This is a genomic window from Actinopolyspora sabaoui (assembly GCF_051225635.1).
Taxonomy (GTDB): domain Bacteria; phylum Actinomycetota; class Actinomycetes; order Mycobacteriales; family Pseudonocardiaceae; genus Actinopolyspora.
The window spans coordinates 1-20,522 of the sequence record NZ_JBMIHH010000010.1 but is presented as its reverse complement, the minus strand read 5'-3'; the positions used below and the strand labels follow the sequence as shown (position 1 = coordinate 20,522).

Below are 20,522 nucleotides of genomic sequence, written 5' to 3'. Positions count from 1 at the left end.
TGCGCCTGATGCAACAGGTATTGCATATATTGCTAGAATGTTGTCTAGCAGTTCGCAAGGTGGCCGTCAACGGAACCGCTGCCGGATGGTCCTTTCGAATGCCCAGCGCAATCCGCAAGAGGTTGGGCATCGATGATTGGTGGAGCGGTCGACGAGAGCGAAAAGGACCACGGAATGAGCCAGAGCCTGCGGCGCGGACTCGCGCTGCTGACCGAGTTGGCCGACGGGCCCCGCAACCTCGACCAGCTCGCGGAGGCGGTGGGAGTGCACAAATCCACCGTCATGCGGTTGTTGCGTTCGTTGGAATCCGACAGGTTCGTCAAACGCTCCGATGTGTATCACTATCGGCTCGGAAGCGCACTGTTCGAACTGGCCAACCGCGCGTTGGACGGGATCGACGTTCGCGACACGGCTCGCTCCCACCTGCTCGAACTCGGGGAAAGCACGGGGCACACCGTGCATCTGGCCGTTCGCGAGGACGACCAGGTGGTCTACGTGGACAAGGTGGACAGCACCCATGCGGTGCGGATGTACTCACGCATCGGTGCTCGCGCGCCGCTGCACTGCACGGCGGTGGGAAAGATACTGCTTTCCGGGCTCGACGAACCCGCTCGCGGGGACGTCGCCGCCGCGCTGGACTATCCCGCGTTGACGGACAACACCATCACCGATCCCGAGCGGTTCCTGACCGAACTGGACCGGGCCTCGCGAGCAGGCTACGCCGTCGACCGCGGCGAACACGAGGACTTCGTGCACTGCATAGCCGCCGGAGTGCGCGATTCCCGTGGCGAGATCGTCGCCGCGGTTTCGTTGTCGGCACCAAAAGTGCTGTTCGGCTTCGACGAACTGCTCGGATCCACCGGTGAGTTGTCCCGTGCCTGCGACCGCGTATCGGTCGAACTCGGTTGGCAGCCACCGGACCGCTGATTTCTCCCGAAAGGTGGATACCAATGTCCAGAACCGTCGTGACCACCCCGAAGGCTCCGACCCCACCGGCGGGGGTGCCCCTGTCGCAGGCCGTGTGCAAGGGCAACCTGGTGCAGGTCTCGGGCCAAACGGGTGTTGATCCCGCCACCGGAAAACCGGTGTCGAATTCCGTGGCCGAACAGACCGAGCAGGCGCTGCGCAACGTTCTCGCCATCCTGGCCGAGGCGGAGGCGGGAGTCGAGGACGTGCTCATGCTGCGGGTTTATCTCACCGACGTGGCCCATTTCACGGAGATGAACGAGACCTACGCTCGTTTGGTCGGGGAGCCCTACCCGGCACGAACCACGGTTTATGTGGGATTGCCCGCCAACCTGCTCGTCGAGATCGACGCGCTGGCCGTGCGGGGGCAGTGAGCCGGAGGTGTCGCTCACCGGTACCGACGTTCTCCGGGAGCTCTCATCTTTTTCGTAGCTCGGCACGTCGGACCGGCCGGGATGGCACGGCGACCCAACCGACAGGCCCTTGAGACGGACCGCGCCGCGTCGCCACGCGGTGCGGTCCGAGCGGGCTTCGGCCGTGAGCGCGTTTTTCCGGCCCCGGCGCACCCCGCGAGACCGTGGTCGCGGACCTCTCGCCGAGTGAATCGGTGCACCGTTGTTCTGGCATCGTCTACTGCCCGATCCCACTGGGATCGGAACTCTCGTCGACAGCTTCGCGCCCGGCTCGGAGTGGCCGTCCCCTTGGTGGCGCTGCCCGCGTTGCCCACGGTTAGGTCGCGACACGCGGAGAAGTGATCACCGGGTGGTGCGGGCGAGGCCGAGCGATTGAGCGGTCCGCCCGTGCTTCCAGGAGAGCCGCTCGCGAGCTCGGGTGCTCGGCCGGGAGAGCCGTTCAGTGAACGGGGCCGGTGTATTTCTCCCCCGGGCCCTGGCCGGGTGGATCCGGTTCCGAGGATGCTTCCCGGAAGGCACGTTGCAGCGTCTGCAGTCCGTCCCGCAGCGCTCCCGCATGGGGGCCGAGGTACTCCACCGAGGCCGTGATCAGGCCGGCCAGCGAAGTGATCAGGCGGCGTGCCTCGTCGAGGTCACGGACCGGGGAGTCGTCCGGGTCCTCCTCGGCCAGGCCCAGTTTCTCGGCCGCCGCCGACATCAGCATCACGGCGGCCCGGCTGATCACCTCGACGCTGGGAACATTGCTCAGTTCGCGCACGTTGTACGTGGTATCCGTGGCATCGAGGCCCTCCCCGGGCTGCTCGCCGTTCGGCGGTGCGGCTGTTTCGGGGGGCTCGGTTGGCTGCGACTCGGTCACGCCTGTTACTCTCACATGCGCGCAACGCCCTCGGCCTTTCGGGGGCGTTAAAGTGGAGCCCCGCTCCCACCCGCGTGGCCGGTTCACAGGCCGCCGGGTCCCGATCCCGCCGAGAACACTGTTCGACGGCGGAATGAAGCGGTATTGCCATACCGGTTCGATCGGTTGGAGTAAAAGGGTCTCGCGGATCCGGCAGGATGCCGCGAGGCGGCTGCATGCTCTAGGGGCGAGCTTCACGCCGCGGTGCAGCACAGAAACGCCATCGAACCGAGGAGACCCCATCAGCTCCGAGACGCGCATCAACGACCGCATCCGTGTGCCCGAGGTCCGGTTGGTCGGACCGAACGGTGAACAGGTCGGCATCGTCCGTATCGAGGACGCACTCCGGCTCGCGGAGGAAGCGGAGTTGGATCTCGTCGAGGTCGCTCCGCAGGCCAAGCCGCCGGTGTGCAAACTCATGGACTACGGCAAGTTCAAGTACGAGAGTGCGCAGAAGGCTCGCGAGTCACGCCGTAATCAGCAGCAGACCGTCATCAAGGAGCAGAAGCTCCGCCCCAAGATCGACCCGCACGACTACGAGACCAAGAAGGGGCATGTTTCGCGCTTTCTCGGTCAGGGTCACAAGGTCAAGGTGACGATCATGTTCCGCGGCCGTGAGCAGTCCCGCCCCGAGCTGGGCTTCCGGTTGTTGCAGCGACTGGCCGACGATGTCTCAGAGCAGGGCTTCATCGAGGCCAAACCCAAGCAGGACGGTCGCAACATGACCATGGTGCTGGCTCCGCACAAGACCGGTAAAGGCAACAAGAGCAAGGCGAACGCGTCGTAACCGTAGCGCGGCAATCGGGTGCCGGGGCCGGAAACACATCAGGTCGTGGAATCACCCGGAACGCAGGCCGGGCGGGATTCTTGTCGGGATTCTGCCCGGCGTTCGCACGAAAAGAGGATGATAATGCCCAAGAACAAGCCACACAGCGGCGCTTCCAAGCGGTTCAAGGTCACCGGTTCGGGCAAGTTGCGCCACGAGCGTGCCGGCCGTAGGCACATCCTGGAAAAGAAGTCGAGCAGGGTGAAGCGTCGGCTGAAGGGCACTGACGAGGTGTCGCCGAACGACACCCACCAGGTCAACAAGATGCTGGGACGCTGAGCGTCGCTCAGCCACGGGTGTAGCCGGAACGCTTGACCCGCCACACCCTTCGGACCAGTGACAGCCTCATCCGCCGGGGCGGGGCTCCGCCCCCGATGCGATCAGGACGGAACCAATGGCACGTGTCAAACGATCGGTGAACGCGCAGAAGAAGCGCCGCAAGATTCTGGAGTCCGCCAAGGGCTATCGCGGGCAGCGTTCTCGCCTTTACCGCAAGGCCAAGGAGCAGATGCTGCATTCGCAGGTCTACTCCTATCGGGACCGCCGGGCCCGCAAGGGCGAGTTCCGTAAGCTCTGGATCATGCGTATCAACGCGGCCAGCAGGCAGAACGGGATGAGCTACAACAAGTTCATGCAGGGCCTGAAGGCCGCCGAGGTCGAGGTCGACCGCAAGATGCTCGCCGAGCTGGCGGTCAACGATCCGCAGGCCTTTACCGCGCTGTGCGACAAGGCGCGTAGCAGCCTTCCGGAAGGCACGGTCTGATTGGATCGATCCGGCGCTCGGCACACCGGAGCGGATACCGCGGGAGGGCAGGGGAACCCCGATACGGCTCGTTCGCCGTTGACGGAACGTTCCGCCCGGGTCGCTTCCGCTCGTAAGCTCACGCGTCGTGCCGGGCGCGAACGTGCCGGCATGTTTCTGGCGGAAGGTGCCAACGCCGTCCTCGAGTCACTGGACTCGCGGACGGCGGATCGGCCTCGCATCGATGTTCGCGAGGTGTTGGCCACTTCCGAAGGACTACGACGGGTTCCGGAGATCGCCGAGCGCTGCGCGGCGAGCGGAGTGCCGTTGTGGACCGTCACCGAACGAGCGGCTGCCTGCCTTTCCGAAACGGTCACCCCGCAAGGGCTGGTCGCCGTTTGCGAGGCGCCCGCTACGGACACCGCGAGCGTGTTGGCTCCCCGGCCTTCCCTGGTCGTGGTGTTGCTCGACATCGCCGATCCGGGCAACGCGGGTACGGTGCTTCGTGTCGCGGACGCCGCCGGTGCCAGCGCCGTGCTGTTCGCGGGTGAGACCGTCGATCCCTACAACGGGAAGGCCGTGCGGGCCTCCACCGGCAGCCTTTTCCATCTTCCGGTGGCTCGGGAACGTGATGCGGAGACGGTACTGGCGGCCTGTCGACGAGCCGGACTGCTGCTGGTCGGAGCCGACGGCGCGGCCCCCTCCGATCTGCACACCGCGGAGGAGAGCGGCAGGCTGGACGTGCCGACCGCCTGGGTGTTCGGAAGTGAGGCGCACGGTCTCGGTGAGTCCGGCGAACGGCTGGACGTCACGTTGCGCGTGCCGATCTACGGGCTAGCGGAGAGTCTGAACCTGGCGACCGCCGCTGCCGTCTGTCTGTACGCCTCGGCCCGTCGCATTCGCCCGGGTGTCGAGTGACGATTTCGCCGCGCGTGCTGTCTCCCGGCTCGGCAGGCCCCGGAGTTCGCAATACACCGGAGTTCCTCGGGGACCCACTGGGGCCACGGTGCTTCCCTCACCGCCCGCACGGGTCGTTGCGCGAGCTCGCCGAACCCAATCACATACACTGTTCTCCTAGGGAATCAGTGTTCACACGCCAAGACCGGTTCGCTCAGGCGGGCCGTCGGATACGGGAGTTACACAGCGACGATGTCTGGAGCCAACGACCCGTACGACCCGAAGGAGGTCGTCGCGCTCGCGCCGGAGACGCTGCAAAACGCGATTGACGACGCTCGCAAAGCCTTCGACGGCGCCGCTGATCTCGATGAACTCGCAGCGGCCAAGCCCGTGCACCTGGGCGAGCGTTCTCCGGTGTTGACCGCGCGACGTGAGATCGGATCGTTGCCGTCGCAGGAGAAGGCCGATGCCGGTAAGCGGGTCAACGAGACGCGCCAGGCGATCCAACAAGCCTTTGACGCCCGCCACGAGCAACTGCGTGCCGAACGTGACGAGCGGGTGCTCCAGGAGGAGGCCGTCGACGTCACGCTGCCGACCGATCGCGTTCCCTCCGGGGCCCGACACCCGATCACGCAGCTCATGGAACGTGTCGCTGACGACTTCGTGGCGATGGGATGGCACGTTTCGGAAGGCCCGGAGCTGGAAGCCGAATGGTTCAACTTCGACGCGTTGAACTTCGGCAAGGACCATCCGGCGCGCACGATGCAGGACACCTTCCACATCGCTCCGGAGGACTCCGGGCTGGTGTTGCGCACCCAGACCTCACCGGTGCAGGTGCGTGCTCTGCTCTCCAGCGAGCTGCCCGTGTATCGCGTTTCACCGGGGAGGGTGTTCCGTACGGATGCGCTCGATGCCACCCACACCCCGGTGTTCCACCAAGTGGAAGGCCTCGCGGTGGACCAGGGGCTGACCATGGCACATCTCAAGGGCACGCTGGACGCGTTCGCTCGCGCCATGTTCGGGCAGGAGACCCGGACACGGTTCAGGCCCAACTTCTTCCCCTTCACCGAGCCGTCCGCCGAGATGGACGTTTGGTTCCCGGAGAAGAAGGGGGGAGCCGGCTGGGTCGAATGGGGTGGCTGCGGCATGGTGCACCCCAACGTGTTGCGTGCTTCCGGAGTGGATCCCGAGAGCTACACCGGCTTCGCCTTCGGTATGGGAGTGGAACGTACCCTGCAGTTCCGCACCGGCATCCCCGACATGCGCGACATGGTCGAAGGTGACGTCCGGTTCACCGAGGCGTTCGGCATCGAATACTGAGTCCGGTCGGGTGCCCGGGCTCTTGCCCGCACCGCCGACCCCACATGATCGAGAGAAGGGCTGCGATCCAGTGCGGATTCCGGTTTCCTGGCTGGCCGAGCATCTTGAACTGTCCGAGGACACGAGCGTCGACGAACTGGCCGAGGCGTTCGTGAGCATCGGGCTGGAAGTCGAGGAGGTCACCCGACTCACCCCGATCACCGGCCCACTCGTCGTCGGACGGGTCGCCGAGATCGAGGAACTGACCGAGTTCAAAAAACCCATCCGCTACTGTCGGGTCGAGGTCGGAAAGTCCGAGACCGGTGAGCAACAGACTCGCGGCATCGTGTGCGGTGCCACCAACTTCAGCGCCGGTTCACTGGTGGTAGTCGCGTTGCCCGGCACCGTGCTACCCGGGGATTTCGAGATCACCGCTCGCAAGACCTACGGTCGTACCAGCGAGGGCATGATCTGTTCGACCAGGGAACTGGGAATCGGCGAGGACCACGACGGCATTCTGGTGCTGCCACCGGGCTCCGCCGATCCGGGCAGCCCGGCCAACGAGATCGTCGGTCTGGACGACTCGGTGATCGAGTTGGCCATCACGCCCGACCGTGGTTACTGCTTCTCGGTGCGCGGTCTCGCCCGGGAACTCTCCAACGCGTTGGACGTGCCGTTCGGGGACCCCGCGAACCGGGGCATCCCGGATGACGACCGTCCCTCCCGCCCGGTGCGGATCGAGGACCCTTCGGCCTGCTCCCGTTTCGTGTTCCGCAGGTTGACCGGGGTGGATCCGACCGCTCCCACCCCGTGGTGGATGCAGCGGCGACTGGCGTTGGCCGGTATTCGCTCCATATCCCTGCCGGTGGACATCACCAACTACGTGATGCTCGAGCTCGGCCAGCCGCTGCACGCCTGGGACGCCGCGAAGCTGTCCGGTGACATCGTGGTTCGCCGCGCCGTGGCCGGGGAACCCCTCGTCACGCTGGACGGTGTGCAGCGTGGCCTCGACCCCGACGACATCGTGATCTGTGACGAGTCCGGCCCCGTCTCCCTGGCGGGCGTCATGGGGGGTGCCAGCACCGAGATCGGGCAGGACACCAACGACGTCCTGCTCGAGGCGGCGAACTGGGAGCCCACGGGAATCTCGCGCATGATCCGCAGGCATCGCCTGCCCAGCGAGGCGGGCAAGCGTTTCGAGCGTGGTGTGGATCCCGCCGTGGCCGCCGTGGCAACGGAACGCGCCGCCAGACTGCTCGTCGAGTACGGGGAAGCGACCATCAGCGCCGGGCGCACCGACGTCGGGGAACCCGCGCAACCGCAGCCGGTGACGATGCCGCTGGCACTGCCGGACCAGGTCGCCGGGGTTCGCTACGGACGTGGTGTCACCGCCAAGCGGCTCAACCAGATCGGTTGCGGCATCGAGGTGGGTACCTCCGAAGACGGCGTCGGTGTGGTAACCGCGCTGCCGCCGACCTGGCGCCCCGATCTCACGCAACCCGCCGATCTGGTCGAAGAGGTACTTCGACTGGAGGGGTACCACACCATCCCGTCCGTCGTTCCCGCGGCGCCCACCGGGAGCGGGCTGACCGCTGCCCAACGCCGCAGGCGCGCGGTTTCGCGCGCGCTGGCACACGACGGCTACGTCGAGGTGCTGCCGTTCCCGTTCACCGGTGAGGCCACCCTCGAATCCCTGGGAATCGGCGAGGACGACCCGCGTCGACGTACCTTGCGAGCCGTCAATGCCCTCGAATCGGATCGTGCGCTGCTCAGCACCACGTTGCTGCCGGGGTTGCTCGACGCGCTGCAGCGCAACCTTTCCCGAGGAAGGCGTGATCTCGCGCTGTTCCACATCGGGCAGGTGGTGCTGCCTGAGTCGGATCAGCCCTCCGTCCCCGAACTCGGGGTTCGGCAACGCCCCTCGGACGAACAGCTGGCAGCGCTCCACGCCGCTCTGCCCGCACAACCCCAGCATGTCGGTGTGGTGCTCGCCGGGCAGCGGGAGCGTTCCGGGTGGTGGGGTTCCGGCCGGGAAGCGGACTGGTCGGACGCCGTGGCGGCGGCCAGACTCGTCGCCGGGACGGCCGGAGTGTCGCTGAGCGTCTCCGCCGCGGACAACGCCCCGTGGCATCCGGGGCGTTGTGCCGCGCTCGAGGTGGACGGCACGGTCATCGGGTATGCCGGTGAGTTGCACCCCAAGGTGGTGGAGGCTCTCGAACTGCCCAAGCGGACCTGTGCGATGGAGCTCGACCTCGACGCGCTGCCGGTGATGGACGAGCGTCCCGCTCCGAGTATCTCGGCCTACCCCCCGGTGCGGCTGGACGTGGCATTGGTGGTGGACGAGGACGTTCCGGCCGCCGAACTCGGCGAAGTGCTTCGCAGTGGCGGGGGCGAGCTTGTCGAGGACATCAGGTTGTTCGACGTTTTCACCGGTGAAAAGCTCGGTGCCGCCAAGAAGTCGTTGGCGTTCGCGTTGCGGCTGCGTGCTTCCGACCGAACGTTGACCCAGGAAGAGGCGACCGAGGTCCGGGATGCCGCCGTGGCCGCCGCCGACCAGCGGTTCGGGGCGGTGCTGCGCGGTTAGCCACAGCGGGCTCGCGCCGACTCGGCTCACCTCGGCGCGGGAAGCACCCGCGACATCGGCTTCGAACGGCCGATGGTGACTCAGCTCGGGGTGGGGGGGCCCGGCGCGGCCCCCCCCCCCCCACCCCGAGCTTTTCGTCTCCGCAGTCCTCCGAGGTACTTCGGGACCCCCCTTTGATTGATTTTGCATGAAAGTGCATAATCATTCGTATGGTTGTACGAGTGGCGGTCGCCGGCGCCAGTGGCTATGCGGGCGGAGAACTGTTGCGTCTGTTGCTGGCCCACCCGGAGGTCGAGATCGGCGCTCTCACCGCGGGAGGAAACGTCGGCAGTACGCTCGGGGAACACCACCCCAACCTCACCGAACTGTCCGACAGGCCGCTCCGGGAGACGGACGCCGAGGTGCTCGCCGGTCATGACGTGGTCTTCCTCGCATTGCCGCACGGGCACTCCGACGCGTTGGCCGGTCAGCTCCACGAGACCCTGGTGATCGACTGCGGAGCGGACCACCGCCTCGAGGATCCGGCGGCCTGGCAACGTTGGTACGGCGGGGAACATCCCGGCAGCTGGCCCTACGGTCTGCCCGAACTGCCCTGGGCAAGGGAACGAATTACCAAGGCCGAGCGGATAGCCGTACCCGGATGTTTCCCGACGGTGACCACGCTCGCGTTGTTGCCCGCTCTGCTCGACGGGTTGGTCGAACCCGACCTGGTGGTCGTGGCGGCGACCGGGACCTCCGGGGCGGGGAGAGCGCTCAAACCTCATCTGCTCTCGGCTGAAGTCATGGGGTCGGCCAGCGTCTACGGCGTCGGTGGGGCACACCGCCACACCCCGGAGATGATCCAGAATCTGGGGGCCGCGGCCGGTGAACCCGTCCGCGTCTCGTTCACGCCGATGCTGGCTCCCATGTCGCGAGGCATCCTGGCCACCTGCAACGCGCGACTCCGGGAAGGGGTCGATCCCGCTCGGGTGCGGCAGAGCTACACACGTGCCTACGAGGCGGAACCCTTCGTGCGGGTACTGCCGGAGGGGCAGTGGCCACAGACCTCGGCCACTCTCGGAGCCAACACCGTACATCTGCAAATCGCCGTCGACGAAGACGCCGGAAGCCTGGTCGCAGTCGGTGCCGAGGACAACCTCACGAAGGGCACGGCAGGCGGTGCCGTGCAGTGTATGAACCTCGCCCTGGGGCTTCCCGAGACCACTGGTCTTCCCACAGCGGGGATGGCGCCGTGACGACACTGACCCTGCGAGCGCACGAGCAACCCGTCGCCGTGGCCACACCAGAACCGGGAACCGCCCCCGAACTGCCCGCGTCCGGTCCAGTCAACGCCGAGCTCGTCACCGGGAACGACCGCACGCTGGTGTTCGCCTACCGGGATGTTGCCGAGCTCTCCGACTCCTTGACCGTCCAGGGGCCCTTCCGGGCATTGGAGATAGCCGGGCCGTTGGCCTTCTCGTTGACCGGCGTCCTGGCCGCTGTGCTGTCCCCACTGGCGGAAAGGGAGATCAGTGTGTTCACGCTGTCGACCTTCGAGACCGACTGGATCCTCGTCGGGGCGAACGCACTCCCGGACGCCGTGGCCACGCTGCGTCGAGCCGGGCACACGGTGGTCGAGCACTTCGAGGGAGAACATTGAGTACGAGTCACGAGACGATCGACGTAGGCGCGCACGACACGGCCACGGATAGGCGAAACGGTGTCACCGGTCCGCGCGGTTTCCGCGCTTGCGGGATCGACGCCGGTATCAAGTCCGGCGACGAGCTCGATCTCGCGCTGATCGTCAACGACGGCCCTGGTCAGCAGGCCGCCGGGGTGTTCACCACCAACCAGGTCAAAGCGGCTCCCGTGCTGTGGTCCGAACAGGTGCTGCGGGAACGGAAGCTGCGTGCCGTAGTACTCAACTCCGGTGGTGCCAACGCCTGTACCGGTGCTGCGGGCTTCCAGGACACCCATGCCACCGCCGAACGCGCCGCGGAACTGCTCGGTACCGGTGCCATCGAGATCGGTGTCTGCTCCACCGGCCTCATCGGGCAACGACTGCCGATGCCCGCCCTGCTGGAGGGCCTCGACACCGCGGTGACAGGCCTGGCCGAGACCGAGCGAGCGAGCACCGATGCCGCGACCGCCGTACTGACCACGGACACCCACCCGAAACAGGTCTGCCTCACCCACCCGGACGGTTGGTCGATCGGCGGGATGGTCAAGGGGGCGGGAATGCTGGCACCGAACCTCGCGACCATGCTCGCGGTCGTCACCACCGACGCGGCCGTCGAAGGCGAAACGCTGCAACGAGCCCTGCGACAGGCCTGCCACAGCACTTTCGAACGGCTCGACGTCGACGGTGGCACCTCCACCAACGACACCGTGCTGCTGTTGTCCTCGGGAGCCTCCGAACTCACGCCCGCCGAGGCCGAGTTCACCGAGCTGCTGACCCGAACCTGCGGCGACCTCGTCCGACAACTGCAACATGACGCCGAAGGCGCCACCAAGGCCATCGACATAACCGTCCGCGGCGCCACGTCGGAGGACGACGCGGTGAGCATCGCCCGGCTGACAGCCGAGGACAACCTGGTCTCGGCCGCGCTGTTCGGTTCCGACCCCAACTGGGGCCGCATCGCCATGGCCGTGGGGCGCTCCCCGGTCACGATCGACGCCTCGACCATGGAGATCATCGTCAACGGCGTGACGTTGTACTCCGAGGGAACCCCGGTCGCCGACCGCGACACGGTGGATCTATCCGGACGAGACATCGAGATCGTGATCGATCTGCATCTCGGTGACCACAGCGCCACCGTGCTGACCACGGATCTTTCCCACGACTACGTCGAAGAGAACAGCGCGTATTCCACATGAGCAGCACGAGCCAAGACGAACGGTTGAGCACGGCAGCCGCGAAGGCAGGTGTACTGACCGAGGCACTGCCCTGGCTGGAGCGGTTCCGCGGTGCCACCGTGGTGGTCAAGTACGGCGGCAACGCGATGACCGACGAAAAGCTCAAGCGAGCATTCGCCGAGGACATGGTCTTCCTGCGGCTGGCCGGACTTCGCCCCGTGGTCGTTCACGGTGGCGGGCCGCAGATAACCGAGATGCTCGACCGACTGGGCATGCCCGGTGAGTTCCGGGGCGGACTGCGGGTCACCTCGCCGGAAACGATGGACGTGGTCCGGATGGTCCTCGTCGGCCAGGTCGGCCGTGAGCTCGTCGGACTGATCAACCAGCACGGTCCACACGCGGTGGGTATGTCGGGTGAGGACGCGCACCTGCTCACCGCCCGCAGGCGCAACGCGGTGGTGGACGGCGAACCGGTGGACATCGGACTGGTCGGCGACGTCGAATCGGTCGAACCGACCGCCGTGCTCGACCTGATCGAGACCGGCCGCATTCCGGTGATCTCCACAGTCGCCCCCGACCCCGACGGTGTGGTGCACAACGTCAACGCCGACACCGCTGCCGGAGCTCTGGCCGTAGCGCTCGACGCGGAGAAGCTCGTCGTGCTCACCGACGTCGAGGGGCTCTACACCGACTGGCCCGACCGGGAGTCGCTGGTATCGCGGCTGGACACCGAGCGACTGACGGAACTGTTGCCGAACCTGTCCTCCGGCATGGTTCCCAAGATGGAGGCCTGCCTACAGGCGGTGACCGGTGGCGTGCCCCGGGCGCACGTGATCGACGGCAGACTCGCTCACTCGGTGCTGCTCGAAGTGTTCACCAGCGAGGGTATCGGCACGATGGTCGTTCCTACCGAGCCGACCCAACGAAAGGACGATGCCTGATGTCCTCCCCACAGCAGGCCAATGCCACTGCCGCGCATCGTTGGCGGGAAGCGATCATGCCCACCTACGGCACTCCCGCGGTGGAGCTGGTCAGCGGTTCGGGATGCACGGTAACCGATGCCGAGGGGAACACCTACCTGGACCTGCTCGGTGGCATCGCCGTGGCAGCCCTCGGCCATGCCCACTCCGCCGTCACCTCGGCCGTGTCCGAACAGATCGCGAAACTCGGACACGTCTCCAACTTCTACAGCCATGAGCCGGAACTGCGACTGGCAGAGCGGTTGCTCCAACTGGCGGGGCTCGGAGACAACGGCAGGGTTTTCTTCTGCAACTCGGGTTCGGAGGCCAACGAAGCCGCGTTCAAGATCGCCCGACGCACCGGTAGGCCCAACATCGTGGCCGCGGACGGAGGTTTCCACGGTCGTACCCTGGGCTCGCTGGCGCTGACCGGCCAGCCGGACAAACAGCGGCCCTTCGAGCCGTTGCCCGGTGGAGTCTCCCACGTGCCGTTCGGGGACGCCGCCGCTCTCGACGAGATGGTCGACGAGCACACCGCCGCGATCGTGCTCGAACCGATTCAGGGCGAGGCAGGCGTGATCGTCCCTCCCGAGGGGTATCTGCGATCCGCACGGGAAATCGCCGACCGCAACGGCGCTCTGCTGATCCTCGACGAGGTGCAGACCGGAATCGGCCGCACCGGACACTGGTTCGCCTTCCAGCGCTACGGAATCGTGCCGGACGTGATCACCCTGGCCAAGGGACTCGGCGGTGGGCTGCCACTCGGCGCCTGCATCGGGGTGGGGCGAGCGGCCTTCCTGCTGGAGGCCGGCCAGCACGCCACCACCTTCGGTGGGAACCCGGTCTGTTGCGCCGCCGCACTGGCGGTGATCGACACCATCGAGTCCGAGGGGCTGTTGGAACACGTCGCCCGACTGGGCAAGGAAATCATCGCCGCCGTCGAGCGTCTCGACCATCCGGCAGTGAACGAGGTCCGCGGCGCCGGGCTGCTGCTGGCGGTAGAGCTCAACGACGACATCGCTCCCGCCGCCGTGGCAAGCGCCCGCGCCCGCGGCTACCTGATCAATCCCGTCCGTCCGGACACCCTGCGGCTGGCGCCGCCGCTGATCCTGGACGGGCAGCGGGCCAACGATTTCGTCCGCGATCTCGCCGAGGTGCTCTCCGAGGCAGCCGGCGGAGAAGGGAAGAACTGATGCCGCGTCATTTTCTGCGTGACGACGATCTCACACCCGTCGAGCAGCGCGAGATCCTCGACCTCGCCGACGAGTTCAAACACCGGCGAACCGACAGCACACCCTTGGCGGGGCCGAAGTCGGTAGCGGTCATCTTCGAGAAGACATCCACCCGGACGCGCCTTTCCTTCGAAACCGGGATCGTCCAACTCGGTGGCCATCCGGTCGTGGTCGACGCCCGCACGATGCAACTCGGCCGCGAGGAGACGATAGAGGACACCGCACGAGTGCTGACCCGCTATGTGGATGTCGTGGTGTGGCGCACCTTCGCCCAGGCGCGTATCGACGCGATGAGCTCGGCATCCGACATCCCGGTCGTCAACGCGCTCACCAACGAGTTCCACCCGTGCCAGGTGCTCGCCGACCTGCAGACCATTCGGGAACGACACGGCACCCTCGCCGGGCTGACACTGACCTACCTCGGTGACGGTGCCAACAACATGGCCCACTCGCTGCTCATCGGTGGGGCCACCGCGGGGATGCACATCCGGATCGCCGCACCCGAGGGCTTCGAACCCGAGCAGTGGGTGCTCGAAGCGGCGCACAAGCGTGCAGTCGAGACCGGAGGTTCCAGCCGGGTGCTGAGCACCCCGCGGGAAGCCGTCGCCGGGGCCGACGTAGTCGCCACCGACTCCTGGACCTCCATGGGCCAGGAGAACGACGGCAAGGATCGGGTGGGTCCCTTCCGCCCGTTCCGGCTCGACTCCGCTCTGCTGGAGGCCACCGGCAAATCCGACACCACGGTGTTGCACTGCCTGCCCGCCCACCGGGGATGGGAGATCACCGACGAGGTGCTGGACGGCCCAGCCAGCGCGGTGTTCGACGAGGCTGAGAACAGGTTGCACACCCAGAAGGCGCTGTTGACTTGGTTGGTGCAGCGACGATGAGCACACGAGTGGCGCGGCAGGCGCGCATCGTCGAACTCGTCACCGGTTCCGAGATCCGTAGCCAGACCGAACTGGTGAGGCTGCTCGCGGCCGACGGTATCGACGTCACGCAGGCCACCCTGTCACGTGACCTCGACGAGTTGGGCGCGGTGAAACTCCGGGCACCCGACGGGGGACAACCCGTTTACGTCATCCCCGAGGACGGCAGCCCCATCCAGGGGGTGCAGGGCGGGACCGCACGGTTGAGCAGGCTGCTCGGCGAACTGCTCGTCAGCGCGGAGGGCTCGGGAAACCTGACGGTGCTGCGAACCCCGCCCGGTGCCGCCCAGTTCCTGGCCAGCGCCATCGACAGATCCTCGATGGACGAGGTGGCGGGCACGATCGCGGGCGACGACACCCTGCTGGTCGTGGCCCGCGAACCACTCACCGGGGAGCAACTCGCCGAGCGGTTACGCGAGCTCGGCGCACAACAGCCCGAGTCGGCCGCCACGACGGACTGAACGGACAGCGCGGTCGAACAGGCATTCCGACAACAGCCCGCACAACCAGTTATTAGGAGCATGATCATGAGCGACCGGGTCGTACTCGCCTACTCCGGCGGACTGGACACCTCAGTCGCCATCGGCTGGATCGCCGAGGAGACCAACGCCGACGTCGTCGCAGTGGCCGTCGACGTCGGCCAGGGCGGCGAGGACTTGGAGACGGTGCGCAAGCGAGCGCTGGCCTGCGGCGCGGCCGAAGCCGTGGTCGCCGACGCGCGCGCCGAGTTCGCCGAGCAGTACTGCCTGCCCGCACTGCAGGCCAACGCGATGTACATGGACCAGTATCCGCTGGTCTCGGCCCTTTCGAGGCCGCTGATCGCCAAGTATCTGACCGACGCGGCTCGGCAACACGGTGCGGACACCGTCGCGCACGGCTGCACCGGCAAGGGCAACGATCAGGTCCGTTTCGAGGTCGGCATCGGAGCGCTCGCTCCCGAGATGAAGGTACTCGCTCCGGTCCGCGACTTCGCCTGGACCAGGGAGAAGGCCATCGACTGGGCCGAACGGCACGGCCTGCCCATCGACGTCAGCAACAAGTCCCCTTACTCGATCGACCAGAACGTGTGGGGAAGGGCCGTCGAAACCGGCTTCCTCGAGGACATCTGGAACGCCCCCATCGAGGACGTCTACTCCTACACCGCCGATCCGACGCAGTCGCGTGAGCCCGACGAGGTGGTCATCACCTTCGACCAGGGGGTTCCCGTGGCGATCGACGAGACAGCCGTCACCCCACTGCAGGCGGTCACCGAGCTGAACCGTCGCGCGGGCGCCCAAGGGGTGGGCAGGCTCGACATGGTCGAGGACCGACTCGTCGGCATCAAGAGCAGGGAGATCTACGAGGCGCCCGGCGCGTTGGCGCTGATCACCGCTCACCGCGAGCTCGAGGCCGTCACTCTGGAGCGCGACCTCGCGCGGTTCAAGCGCACGGTCCAGCAGCGTTGGGGCGAGCTCGTCTACGACGGCCTGTGGTTCTCGCCGCTGAAGACCTCGCTGGACTCCTTCATCGCCGACACGCAGCGCCACGTCACCGGTCAGATCCGGATGACCCTGCACGCGGGCAGCGCGGTGGTGACCGGCCGCAGCAGCGATCAGTCGCTGTACGATTTCAACCTGGCCACCTACGACGAGGGCGACAGCTTCGACCAGGAACTGGCGAAGGGTTTCGTGCAGCTGTGGGGTCTGCCCAGCAAGATCGCGGCCAAGCGCGAGCAGTACCACTGAACGTTTCCGCCGTGACGGGCATCTCCCCGATGCCCGTCCGACCCTGTCCGTGCCGCTTAGCGTTTCCCGAGGAAAGACCGCATGTCCCGACAAGACGATTCCGCCACCGACAGCGATCGGTCGGATCCGACCATGCTCTGGGGAGGACGGTTCACCTCCGGTCCCTCCGAAACAATGGCCGCGCTCAGCCTGTCCACACATTTCGACTGGTCGCTGGCGCCCTACGACATCGCGGGTTCTAAAGCCCATGCCAGAGTGCTGCACGGCGCGGGGCTGCTCACCGAGTCCGAGCTGGAGGACATGCTGGCAGGACTGGACACGCTCGCCACCGATGTGCGTACCGGACGGTTTCTGCCCGAGCCGAACGACGAGGACGTGCACACCGCGCTGGAGCGCGGACTGCTCGAACGTGTCGGCACCGAGCTGGGCGGTAAACTCCGCGCCGGGCGTTCCCGCAACGACCAAGTGGCCACGCAGTTCCGGATGTGGCTGCGTGACTCGGTGCGCGGCGTCGTCTCGGCCGTACTGGACGTGATCGAGGCTCTCGGCGAGCAGGCGGCCGCCCACCCGAACGCGGTGCTCGCCGGACGTACTCACCTCCAGCACGCCCAACCCGTGCTGTTGGCCCATCATCTGCTCGCGCACTCCCAGGCTCTGCTACGCGATGTCGCACGACTGCGTGACTGGGACGAGCGCACCGCCGTCTCGCCCTACGGTTCCGGCGCTCTGGCCGGCTCCTCGCTGGGGCTGGATCCCGACGCCATCGCCGCCGAGCTCGGGTTCGAGCACGGGGTGGACAACTCGATGGATGGCACCTCCTCGCGCGATTTCGCCGCGGAGGCGGCCTTCGACCTGGCCATGCTCGGCGTGAACCTCTCACGCATCGCCGAGGAAATCGTCCTCTGGAACACGGCGGAGTTCGGCTACATCACACTGGACGATTCCTGGGCCACCGGCAGTTCGATCATGCCGCAGAAGAAGAATCCCGACGTGGCCGAACTGGCTCGTGCCAAGTCGGGCAGGCTGATCGGAAACCTAACCGGTCTGCTGACCAGCCTCAAGGCACAGCCACTGGCATACAACCGGGATCTGCAGGAGGACAAGGAACCCCTGTTCGACTCCGTGCACCAGCTGCGGCTGGTGCTGCCCGCCATGGCGGGCATGCTCGGCACGCTGACCTTCCACACCGAGCGGATGGCCGAGATGGCCCCCGCGGGATTCACGCTGGCCACGGACATCGCCGAGTGGCTGGTGCGGCGTGGTGTCCCGTTCCGCGTCGCGCACGAGGCATCCGGCGAGTGCGTACGGCGCGCGGAATCGCGCGGTGTCGGGCTCGACGAACTGACCGAGCAGGAGCTCTCCGAAGCGCATCCCGAACTCACACCGGCCGTTCGTGAGGTGCTGACGGTTCGAGGAGCGGTCTCGGCGCGCGACTCACGTGGTGGCACGGCTCCCGAGCGTGTCGCTGAGCAGGCCCGGCGGGTCGATGAGCACGTGGCAGGACACCGCGCGTGGCTGGACTGTGGATCCTACCGGTAGTCCGGATGAGCTTCCGCCGTGCCGGATCGGACTCGGGTGCTCCCCGAGCCGGCACGGCTCCGGTTCGTTCCCGGTCGTGCGCCACCCGGTAGTGTGCTCGTCGTGGTTGATGTGACACGTTCCGAGATGGCACGCGACCCGCTGCGGGTGGCGCGTTTCCTGCTCGGTTGTGAGTTGGTTTCGAACTCCTCCCGAGGTGTGGTTCGTGTCCGGCTGGTCGAGGTGGAGGCGTACCGCGGACAGGACGATCCGGCATCACACTGTTATCGCGGGCGTACCGAACGGAACGCGGTCATGTTCGGGCCGGCAGGTCACCTCTACGTGTACTTCGTCTACGGGAGGCACTTCTGTATCAACGTGGTCTGCCTGACCGAGGGGCAGCCCGCGGCGGTGCTTCTCCGGGCCGGTGAGGTCCTCGAGGGGACGGAGCTGGCACACAGTCGTCGTCCCGCCGTTCGCAAGGAGAACGCACTGGCGAGCGGACCGGCTCGGCTCGCGGGTGTGCTGGGAGTCACTCGTGAGTGCAACGGTGCTGATCTGACCCGCTCGGACTCGCCGCTCCGGTTGCTACGGGGGTGTGCCGTGGCGGACGAGGATGTACGCAGCGGTCCCAGAGTCGGGGTTTCCACCGCCACGGAATTGCCCTGGCGTTCCTGGGTACACGGTTCGCCCGCCGTGAGTCCCTATCGGCGTGGCGGGCGGCGTAAGGTCCCGAACGGGAACTGAGCGAAACGTTCCGAAACCGGCCCTTCCGCCTCGTCCGCCACGAGTCCTCGGCTGGCTCGAAGTGCTCGTTTCGTGGTACCGGGACGAATTCCAGGGGGTCGTCAACGTCGTGTGGGCCGCGTGAGCCAAACTGGCAGCGTGAGTGAGCACATCCTTGACGAACTTTCCTGGCGCGGTCTCATCGCGCAGTCCACCGACCTCGATTCGTTGCGTCGTGATCTCGATTCACCGCCACTCACACTGTATGCCGGTTTCGATCCGACCGGACCGAGCCTGCACGCGGGGCATCTGATCCCGCTGCTGACCCTGCGTCGTTTTCAGCTCGCCGGACATCGCCCGCTCGCTCTGGCAGGTGGTGCGACCGGTTTGATCGGTGATCCACGTGACGTGGGTGAACGCAGTCTGCACGACGAGAATGTCGTCTCCGAATGGACCGAGGGTATCCGCGAACAGCTCAAGCTCTTCGTCGACTTCGACGATTCGGATACCGGTGCCGTCATGGAGAACAACGCTCACTGGACGGCGAACCTACCGGTCACGACCTTTCTACGGGACGTGGGCAAACACTTCTCGCTCAACGCGATGCTTTCCCGGGAAACCGTCAAGCGACGGCTGGAATCCGACGGGATGTCCTACACCGAGTTCAGTTACATGCTGCTGCAGGCAAACGATTACGTACAGCTCAACCGTCGGTACGGTACGAGCCTGCAGTTGGGCGGATCGGATCAGTGGGGAAACATCATCGCCGGTGTCGACCTGCTGCGTCGACAGGAGGGGGCCAGTGCGCACGCACTGACCACGCCACTGGTCACCGACGCGGAAGGGAACAAGTTCGGCAAGTCCACTGGCGGTGGCAATCTCTGGCTCGACCCCGCGCTGACTTCTCCGTACGCCTGGTACCAGTACTTCATCAACACCGCCGATGCCGATGTGGGCAAATATCTGCGGTTGTTCACATTCCTGGAGCGTGCGGAGATCGAGGAGTTGGAACTTGCCACGGCGGAGCGTCCGCAGCAACGTCTCGGCCAACGCAGACTCGCCGAGGAACTGACCACCCTGGTGCACGGAGCCACGGCTACCGAACAGGTGGCTGCCGCCAGCCGTGCGCTGTTCGGTGGTGGGGACCTGAACCTGCTGAACGCCGAGACCCTGGAATCAGCGATGGCCGAGATCCCCACAGCGCGACTCAGGCTGAGCGATGAGCCGACGATCGTGGATGTGCTCGTGGAGAGCGGTCTGGCCACCGGACGCAAGGCGGCCAGGCGCACCATCGCCGAGGGGGGTGCCTACGTCAACAACGCCAAGGTGCTCGACGACACCTGGGCGCCCAGCAAGGCTGACCTGCTGCACGGTACCTGGCTGGTGGTTCGTCGTGGCAAGCGTCACACTGCGGGAGTCGAGTTGGTCTAATAGGCTTCCCCACGTAACGGTGAGGCGTTTGACCTGCGGGTTCGTTTCAGCTGGCGGTAAGTGCGTGCGATTTGACGTCGGCCGCCTCGGGGCGTAGATTCAGTCTTGTCCGCGTTGCGGGGATGTTCGGCATCTCCGGGGGACTGGCTTCTCCGGTCGATCGGGCCCGATGCGGGCCCCTTTGATCCGGGATGTTTTCCGGTTGTTAGAGTAACGAGTGAGACATCCCGACAGGGGCTCGGAACCGAGTGTTCGAGCTTCGTGGTTGCTTGTACAATCTAGAGTCGATCGGTAGCGCTCCGGTCTGCCGGGTACAAGGGGGACCCCCTTGAAACGCCGGTTCTTTCCGGTGCTAGACTGGTCGACGTTCCGCTTGGGCGGCGAATGGTGAAACATTCTCCGGGCTGCGGGACGAGGATCCACCGCGTGGGTGGTGGGTGTGTTCTTTGAGAATTCAACAGTGTTTGTGCACGCGTGTGTGTGTTTGTTTCTTGTCTTTTTTGCTTTGAGTATCAGCTCGCGCTGTGCCTCATGGTTTGTGAGGTGTGG

At 66.3% G+C, this 20,522-nt stretch carries 20 protein-coding genes; 19 read left to right on the top strand and 1 reads right to left on the bottom strand.

Features of this window, described 5'->3' with window-relative positions; all coding sequences use genetic code 11:
* The first annotated feature begins 174 nt into the window (after window positions 1-174).
* Both ACOQFL_RS18180 and ACOQFL_RS18175 read left to right on the top strand, forming a co-directional pair.
* Window positions 175-927 (top strand): IclR family transcriptional regulator, encoded by a 753-nt coding sequence (locus ACOQFL_RS18180; protein ID WP_435545540.1) that lies wholly within the window; start codon window positions 175-177, stop codon window positions 925-927.
* A gap of 23 nt (window positions 928-950) precedes the next feature.
* Window positions 951-1,340, top strand: coding sequence for a RidA family protein (locus ACOQFL_RS18175; RefSeq protein ID WP_435545383.1), 390 nt, complete (start codon window positions 951-953; stop codon window positions 1,338-1,340).
* Between the two features lie 478 nt (window positions 1,341-1,818).
* Here ACOQFL_RS18175 and ACOQFL_RS18170 read toward each other — a convergent pair whose 3' ends face one another.
* A complete protein-coding gene (locus tag ACOQFL_RS18170; RefSeq protein ID WP_092631998.1) occupies window positions 1,819-2,136 on the bottom strand; it encodes a DUF1844 domain-containing protein in 318 nt (105 codons plus the stop codon).
* A gap of 310 nt (window positions 2,137-2,446) precedes the next feature.
* Here ACOQFL_RS18170 and infC point away from each other — a divergent pair, with 310 nt between their 5' ends.
* From infC to tyrS, 17 genes are all read left to right on the top strand, one after another.
* Entirely contained in the window at window positions 2,447-3,061 is a 615-nt protein-coding gene (infC, locus tag ACOQFL_RS18165; RefSeq protein ID WP_092632001.1) for a translation initiation factor IF-3, read from the top strand.
* Window positions 3,062-3,184: 123 nt separating this feature from the next.
* Entirely contained in the window at window positions 3,185-3,379 is a 195-nt protein-coding gene (rpmI, locus tag ACOQFL_RS18160) for a 50S ribosomal protein L35 (RefSeq protein ID WP_092631883.1), read from the top strand.
* 115 nt (window positions 3,380-3,494) lie between these two features.
* Window positions 3,495-3,863, top strand: a complete 369-nt coding sequence (rplT, locus tag ACOQFL_RS18155) for a 50S ribosomal protein L20 (protein WP_435545382.1) — start codon at window positions 3,495-3,497, stop codon at window positions 3,861-3,863.
* A 78-nt stretch (window positions 3,864-3,941) separates the two neighbouring features.
* The gene (locus ACOQFL_RS18150; RefSeq protein ID WP_435545381.1) at window positions 3,942-4,760 is read left to right on the top strand and encodes a TrmH family RNA methyltransferase; all 819 of its coding nucleotides are present in this window, start codon (window positions 3,942-3,944) and stop codon (window positions 4,758-4,760) included.
* A gap of 231 nt (window positions 4,761-4,991) precedes the next feature.
* Window positions 4,992-6,059 carry a phenylalanine--tRNA ligase subunit alpha gene (gene pheS / locus ACOQFL_RS18145; protein WP_435545380.1) on the top strand — a complete coding sequence of 356 codons (1,068 nt, stop codon included), beginning with the start codon at window positions 4,992-4,994 and terminating at the stop codon, window positions 6,057-6,059.
* 70 nt (window positions 6,060-6,129) lie between these two features.
* Window positions 6,130-8,622, top strand: coding sequence for a phenylalanine--tRNA ligase subunit beta (gene pheT / locus ACOQFL_RS18140; protein WP_435545379.1), 2,493 nt, complete (start codon window positions 6,130-6,132; stop codon window positions 8,620-8,622).
* Window positions 8,623-8,831: 209 nt separating this feature from the next.
* On the top strand, window positions 8,832-9,857 hold the full coding sequence (gene argC, locus ACOQFL_RS18135) for an N-acetyl-gamma-glutamyl-phosphate reductase (RefSeq protein WP_435545378.1): 1,026 nt from the start codon (window positions 8,832-8,834) through the stop codon (window positions 9,855-9,857).
* A complete protein-coding gene (locus ACOQFL_RS18130; RefSeq protein ID WP_435545377.1) occupies window positions 9,854-10,261 on the top strand; it encodes an ACT domain-containing protein in 408 nt (135 codons plus the stop codon). The genes argC and ACOQFL_RS18130 overlap by 4 nt, the downstream gene beginning before the upstream one ends.
* 17 nt (window positions 10,262-10,278) lie before the next feature.
* A complete protein-coding gene (gene argJ / locus ACOQFL_RS18125) occupies window positions 10,279-11,478 on the top strand; it encodes a bifunctional glutamate N-acetyltransferase/amino-acid acetyltransferase ArgJ (RefSeq protein WP_435545539.1) in 1,200 nt (399 codons plus the stop codon).
* Window positions 11,475-12,398, top strand: a complete 924-nt coding sequence (argB, locus tag ACOQFL_RS18120) for an acetylglutamate kinase (protein ID WP_435545376.1) — start codon at window positions 11,475-11,477, stop codon at window positions 12,396-12,398. The genes argJ and argB overlap by 4 nt, the downstream gene beginning before the upstream one ends.
* Window positions 12,398-13,609: an acetylornithine transaminase gene (locus ACOQFL_RS18115; protein WP_435545375.1), complete on the top strand. Its 1,212-nt coding sequence runs from the start codon at window positions 12,398-12,400 to the stop codon at window positions 13,607-13,609. Before argB ends, ACOQFL_RS18115 begins: the two co-directional genes overlap by 1 nt.
* Entirely contained in the window at window positions 13,609-14,535 is a 927-nt protein-coding gene (gene argF / locus ACOQFL_RS18110; protein WP_435545374.1) for an ornithine carbamoyltransferase, read from the top strand. The genes ACOQFL_RS18115 and argF overlap by 1 nt, the downstream gene beginning before the upstream one ends.
* The gene (locus ACOQFL_RS18105) at window positions 14,532-15,035 is read left to right on the top strand and encodes an arginine repressor (protein WP_092928438.1); all 504 of its coding nucleotides are present in this window, start codon (window positions 14,532-14,534) and stop codon (window positions 15,033-15,035) included. The genes argF and ACOQFL_RS18105 overlap by 4 nt, the downstream gene beginning before the upstream one ends.
* Before the next feature lie 66 nt (window positions 15,036-15,101).
* On the top strand, window positions 15,102-16,298 hold the full coding sequence (locus ACOQFL_RS18100) for an argininosuccinate synthase (RefSeq protein ID WP_435545373.1): 1,197 nt from the start codon (window positions 15,102-15,104) through the stop codon (window positions 16,296-16,298).
* An 81-nt stretch (window positions 16,299-16,379) separates the two neighbouring features.
* On the top strand, window positions 16,380-17,837 hold the full coding sequence (argH, locus tag ACOQFL_RS18095; RefSeq protein WP_435545372.1) for an argininosuccinate lyase: 1,458 nt from the start codon (window positions 16,380-16,382) through the stop codon (window positions 17,835-17,837).
* A 111-nt stretch (window positions 17,838-17,948) separates the two neighbouring features.
* Window positions 17,949-18,563 (top strand): DNA-3-methyladenine glycosylase, encoded by a 615-nt coding sequence (locus ACOQFL_RS18090; protein ID WP_435545538.1) that lies wholly within the window; start codon window positions 17,949-17,951, stop codon window positions 18,561-18,563.
* Window positions 18,564-18,701: 138 nt separating this feature from the next.
* Complete coding sequence (gene tyrS / locus ACOQFL_RS18085) at window positions 18,702-19,973, top strand: tyrosine--tRNA ligase (RefSeq protein ID WP_435545371.1); 1,272 nt, start codon at window positions 18,702-18,704, stop codon at window positions 19,971-19,973.
* The last annotated feature ends 549 nt before the right edge of the window (window positions 19,974-20,522 follow it).

Excerpts from the sequence above, each read along its gene's own strand:
- ACOQFL_RS18180 (WP_435545540.1), top strand. The coding sequence starts at position 175 with ATGAGCCAGAGCCTGCGGCGCGGACTCGCGCTGCTGACCGAGTTGGCC.
- ACOQFL_RS18175 (WP_435545383.1), top strand. The coding sequence starts at position 951 with ATGTCCAGAACCGTCGTGACCACCCCGAAGGCTCCGACCCCACCGGCG.
- rpmI (WP_092631883.1), top strand. The coding sequence starts at position 3,185 with ATGCCCAAGAACAAGCCACACAGCGGCGCTTCCAAGCGGTTCAAGGTC.
- rplT (WP_435545382.1), top strand. The coding sequence starts at position 3,495 with ATGGCACGTGTCAAACGATCGGTGAACGCGCAGAAGAAGCGCCGCAAG.
- pheS (WP_435545380.1), top strand. The coding sequence starts at position 4,992 with ATGTCTGGAGCCAACGACCCGTACGACCCGAAGGAGGTCGTCGCGCTC.
- argC (WP_435545378.1), top strand. The coding sequence starts at position 8,832 with ATGGTTGTACGAGTGGCGGTCGCCGGCGCCAGTGGCTATGCGGGCGGA.
- argB (WP_435545376.1), top strand. The coding sequence starts at position 11,475 with ATGAGCAGCACGAGCCAAGACGAACGGTTGAGCACGGCAGCCGCGAAG.
- ACOQFL_RS18115 (WP_435545375.1), top strand. The coding sequence starts at position 12,398 with ATGTCCTCCCCACAGCAGGCCAATGCCACTGCCGCGCATCGTTGGCGG.
- argF (WP_435545374.1), top strand. The coding sequence starts at position 13,609 with ATGCCGCGTCATTTTCTGCGTGACGACGATCTCACACCCGTCGAGCAG.
- ACOQFL_RS18105 (WP_092928438.1), top strand. The coding sequence starts at position 14,532 with ATGAGCACACGAGTGGCGCGGCAGGCGCGCATCGTCGAACTCGTCACC.
- ACOQFL_RS18100 (WP_435545373.1), top strand. The coding sequence starts at position 15,102 with ATGAGCGACCGGGTCGTACTCGCCTACTCCGGCGGACTGGACACCTCA.
- argH (WP_435545372.1), top strand. The coding sequence starts at position 16,380 with ATGTCCCGACAAGACGATTCCGCCACCGACAGCGATCGGTCGGATCCG.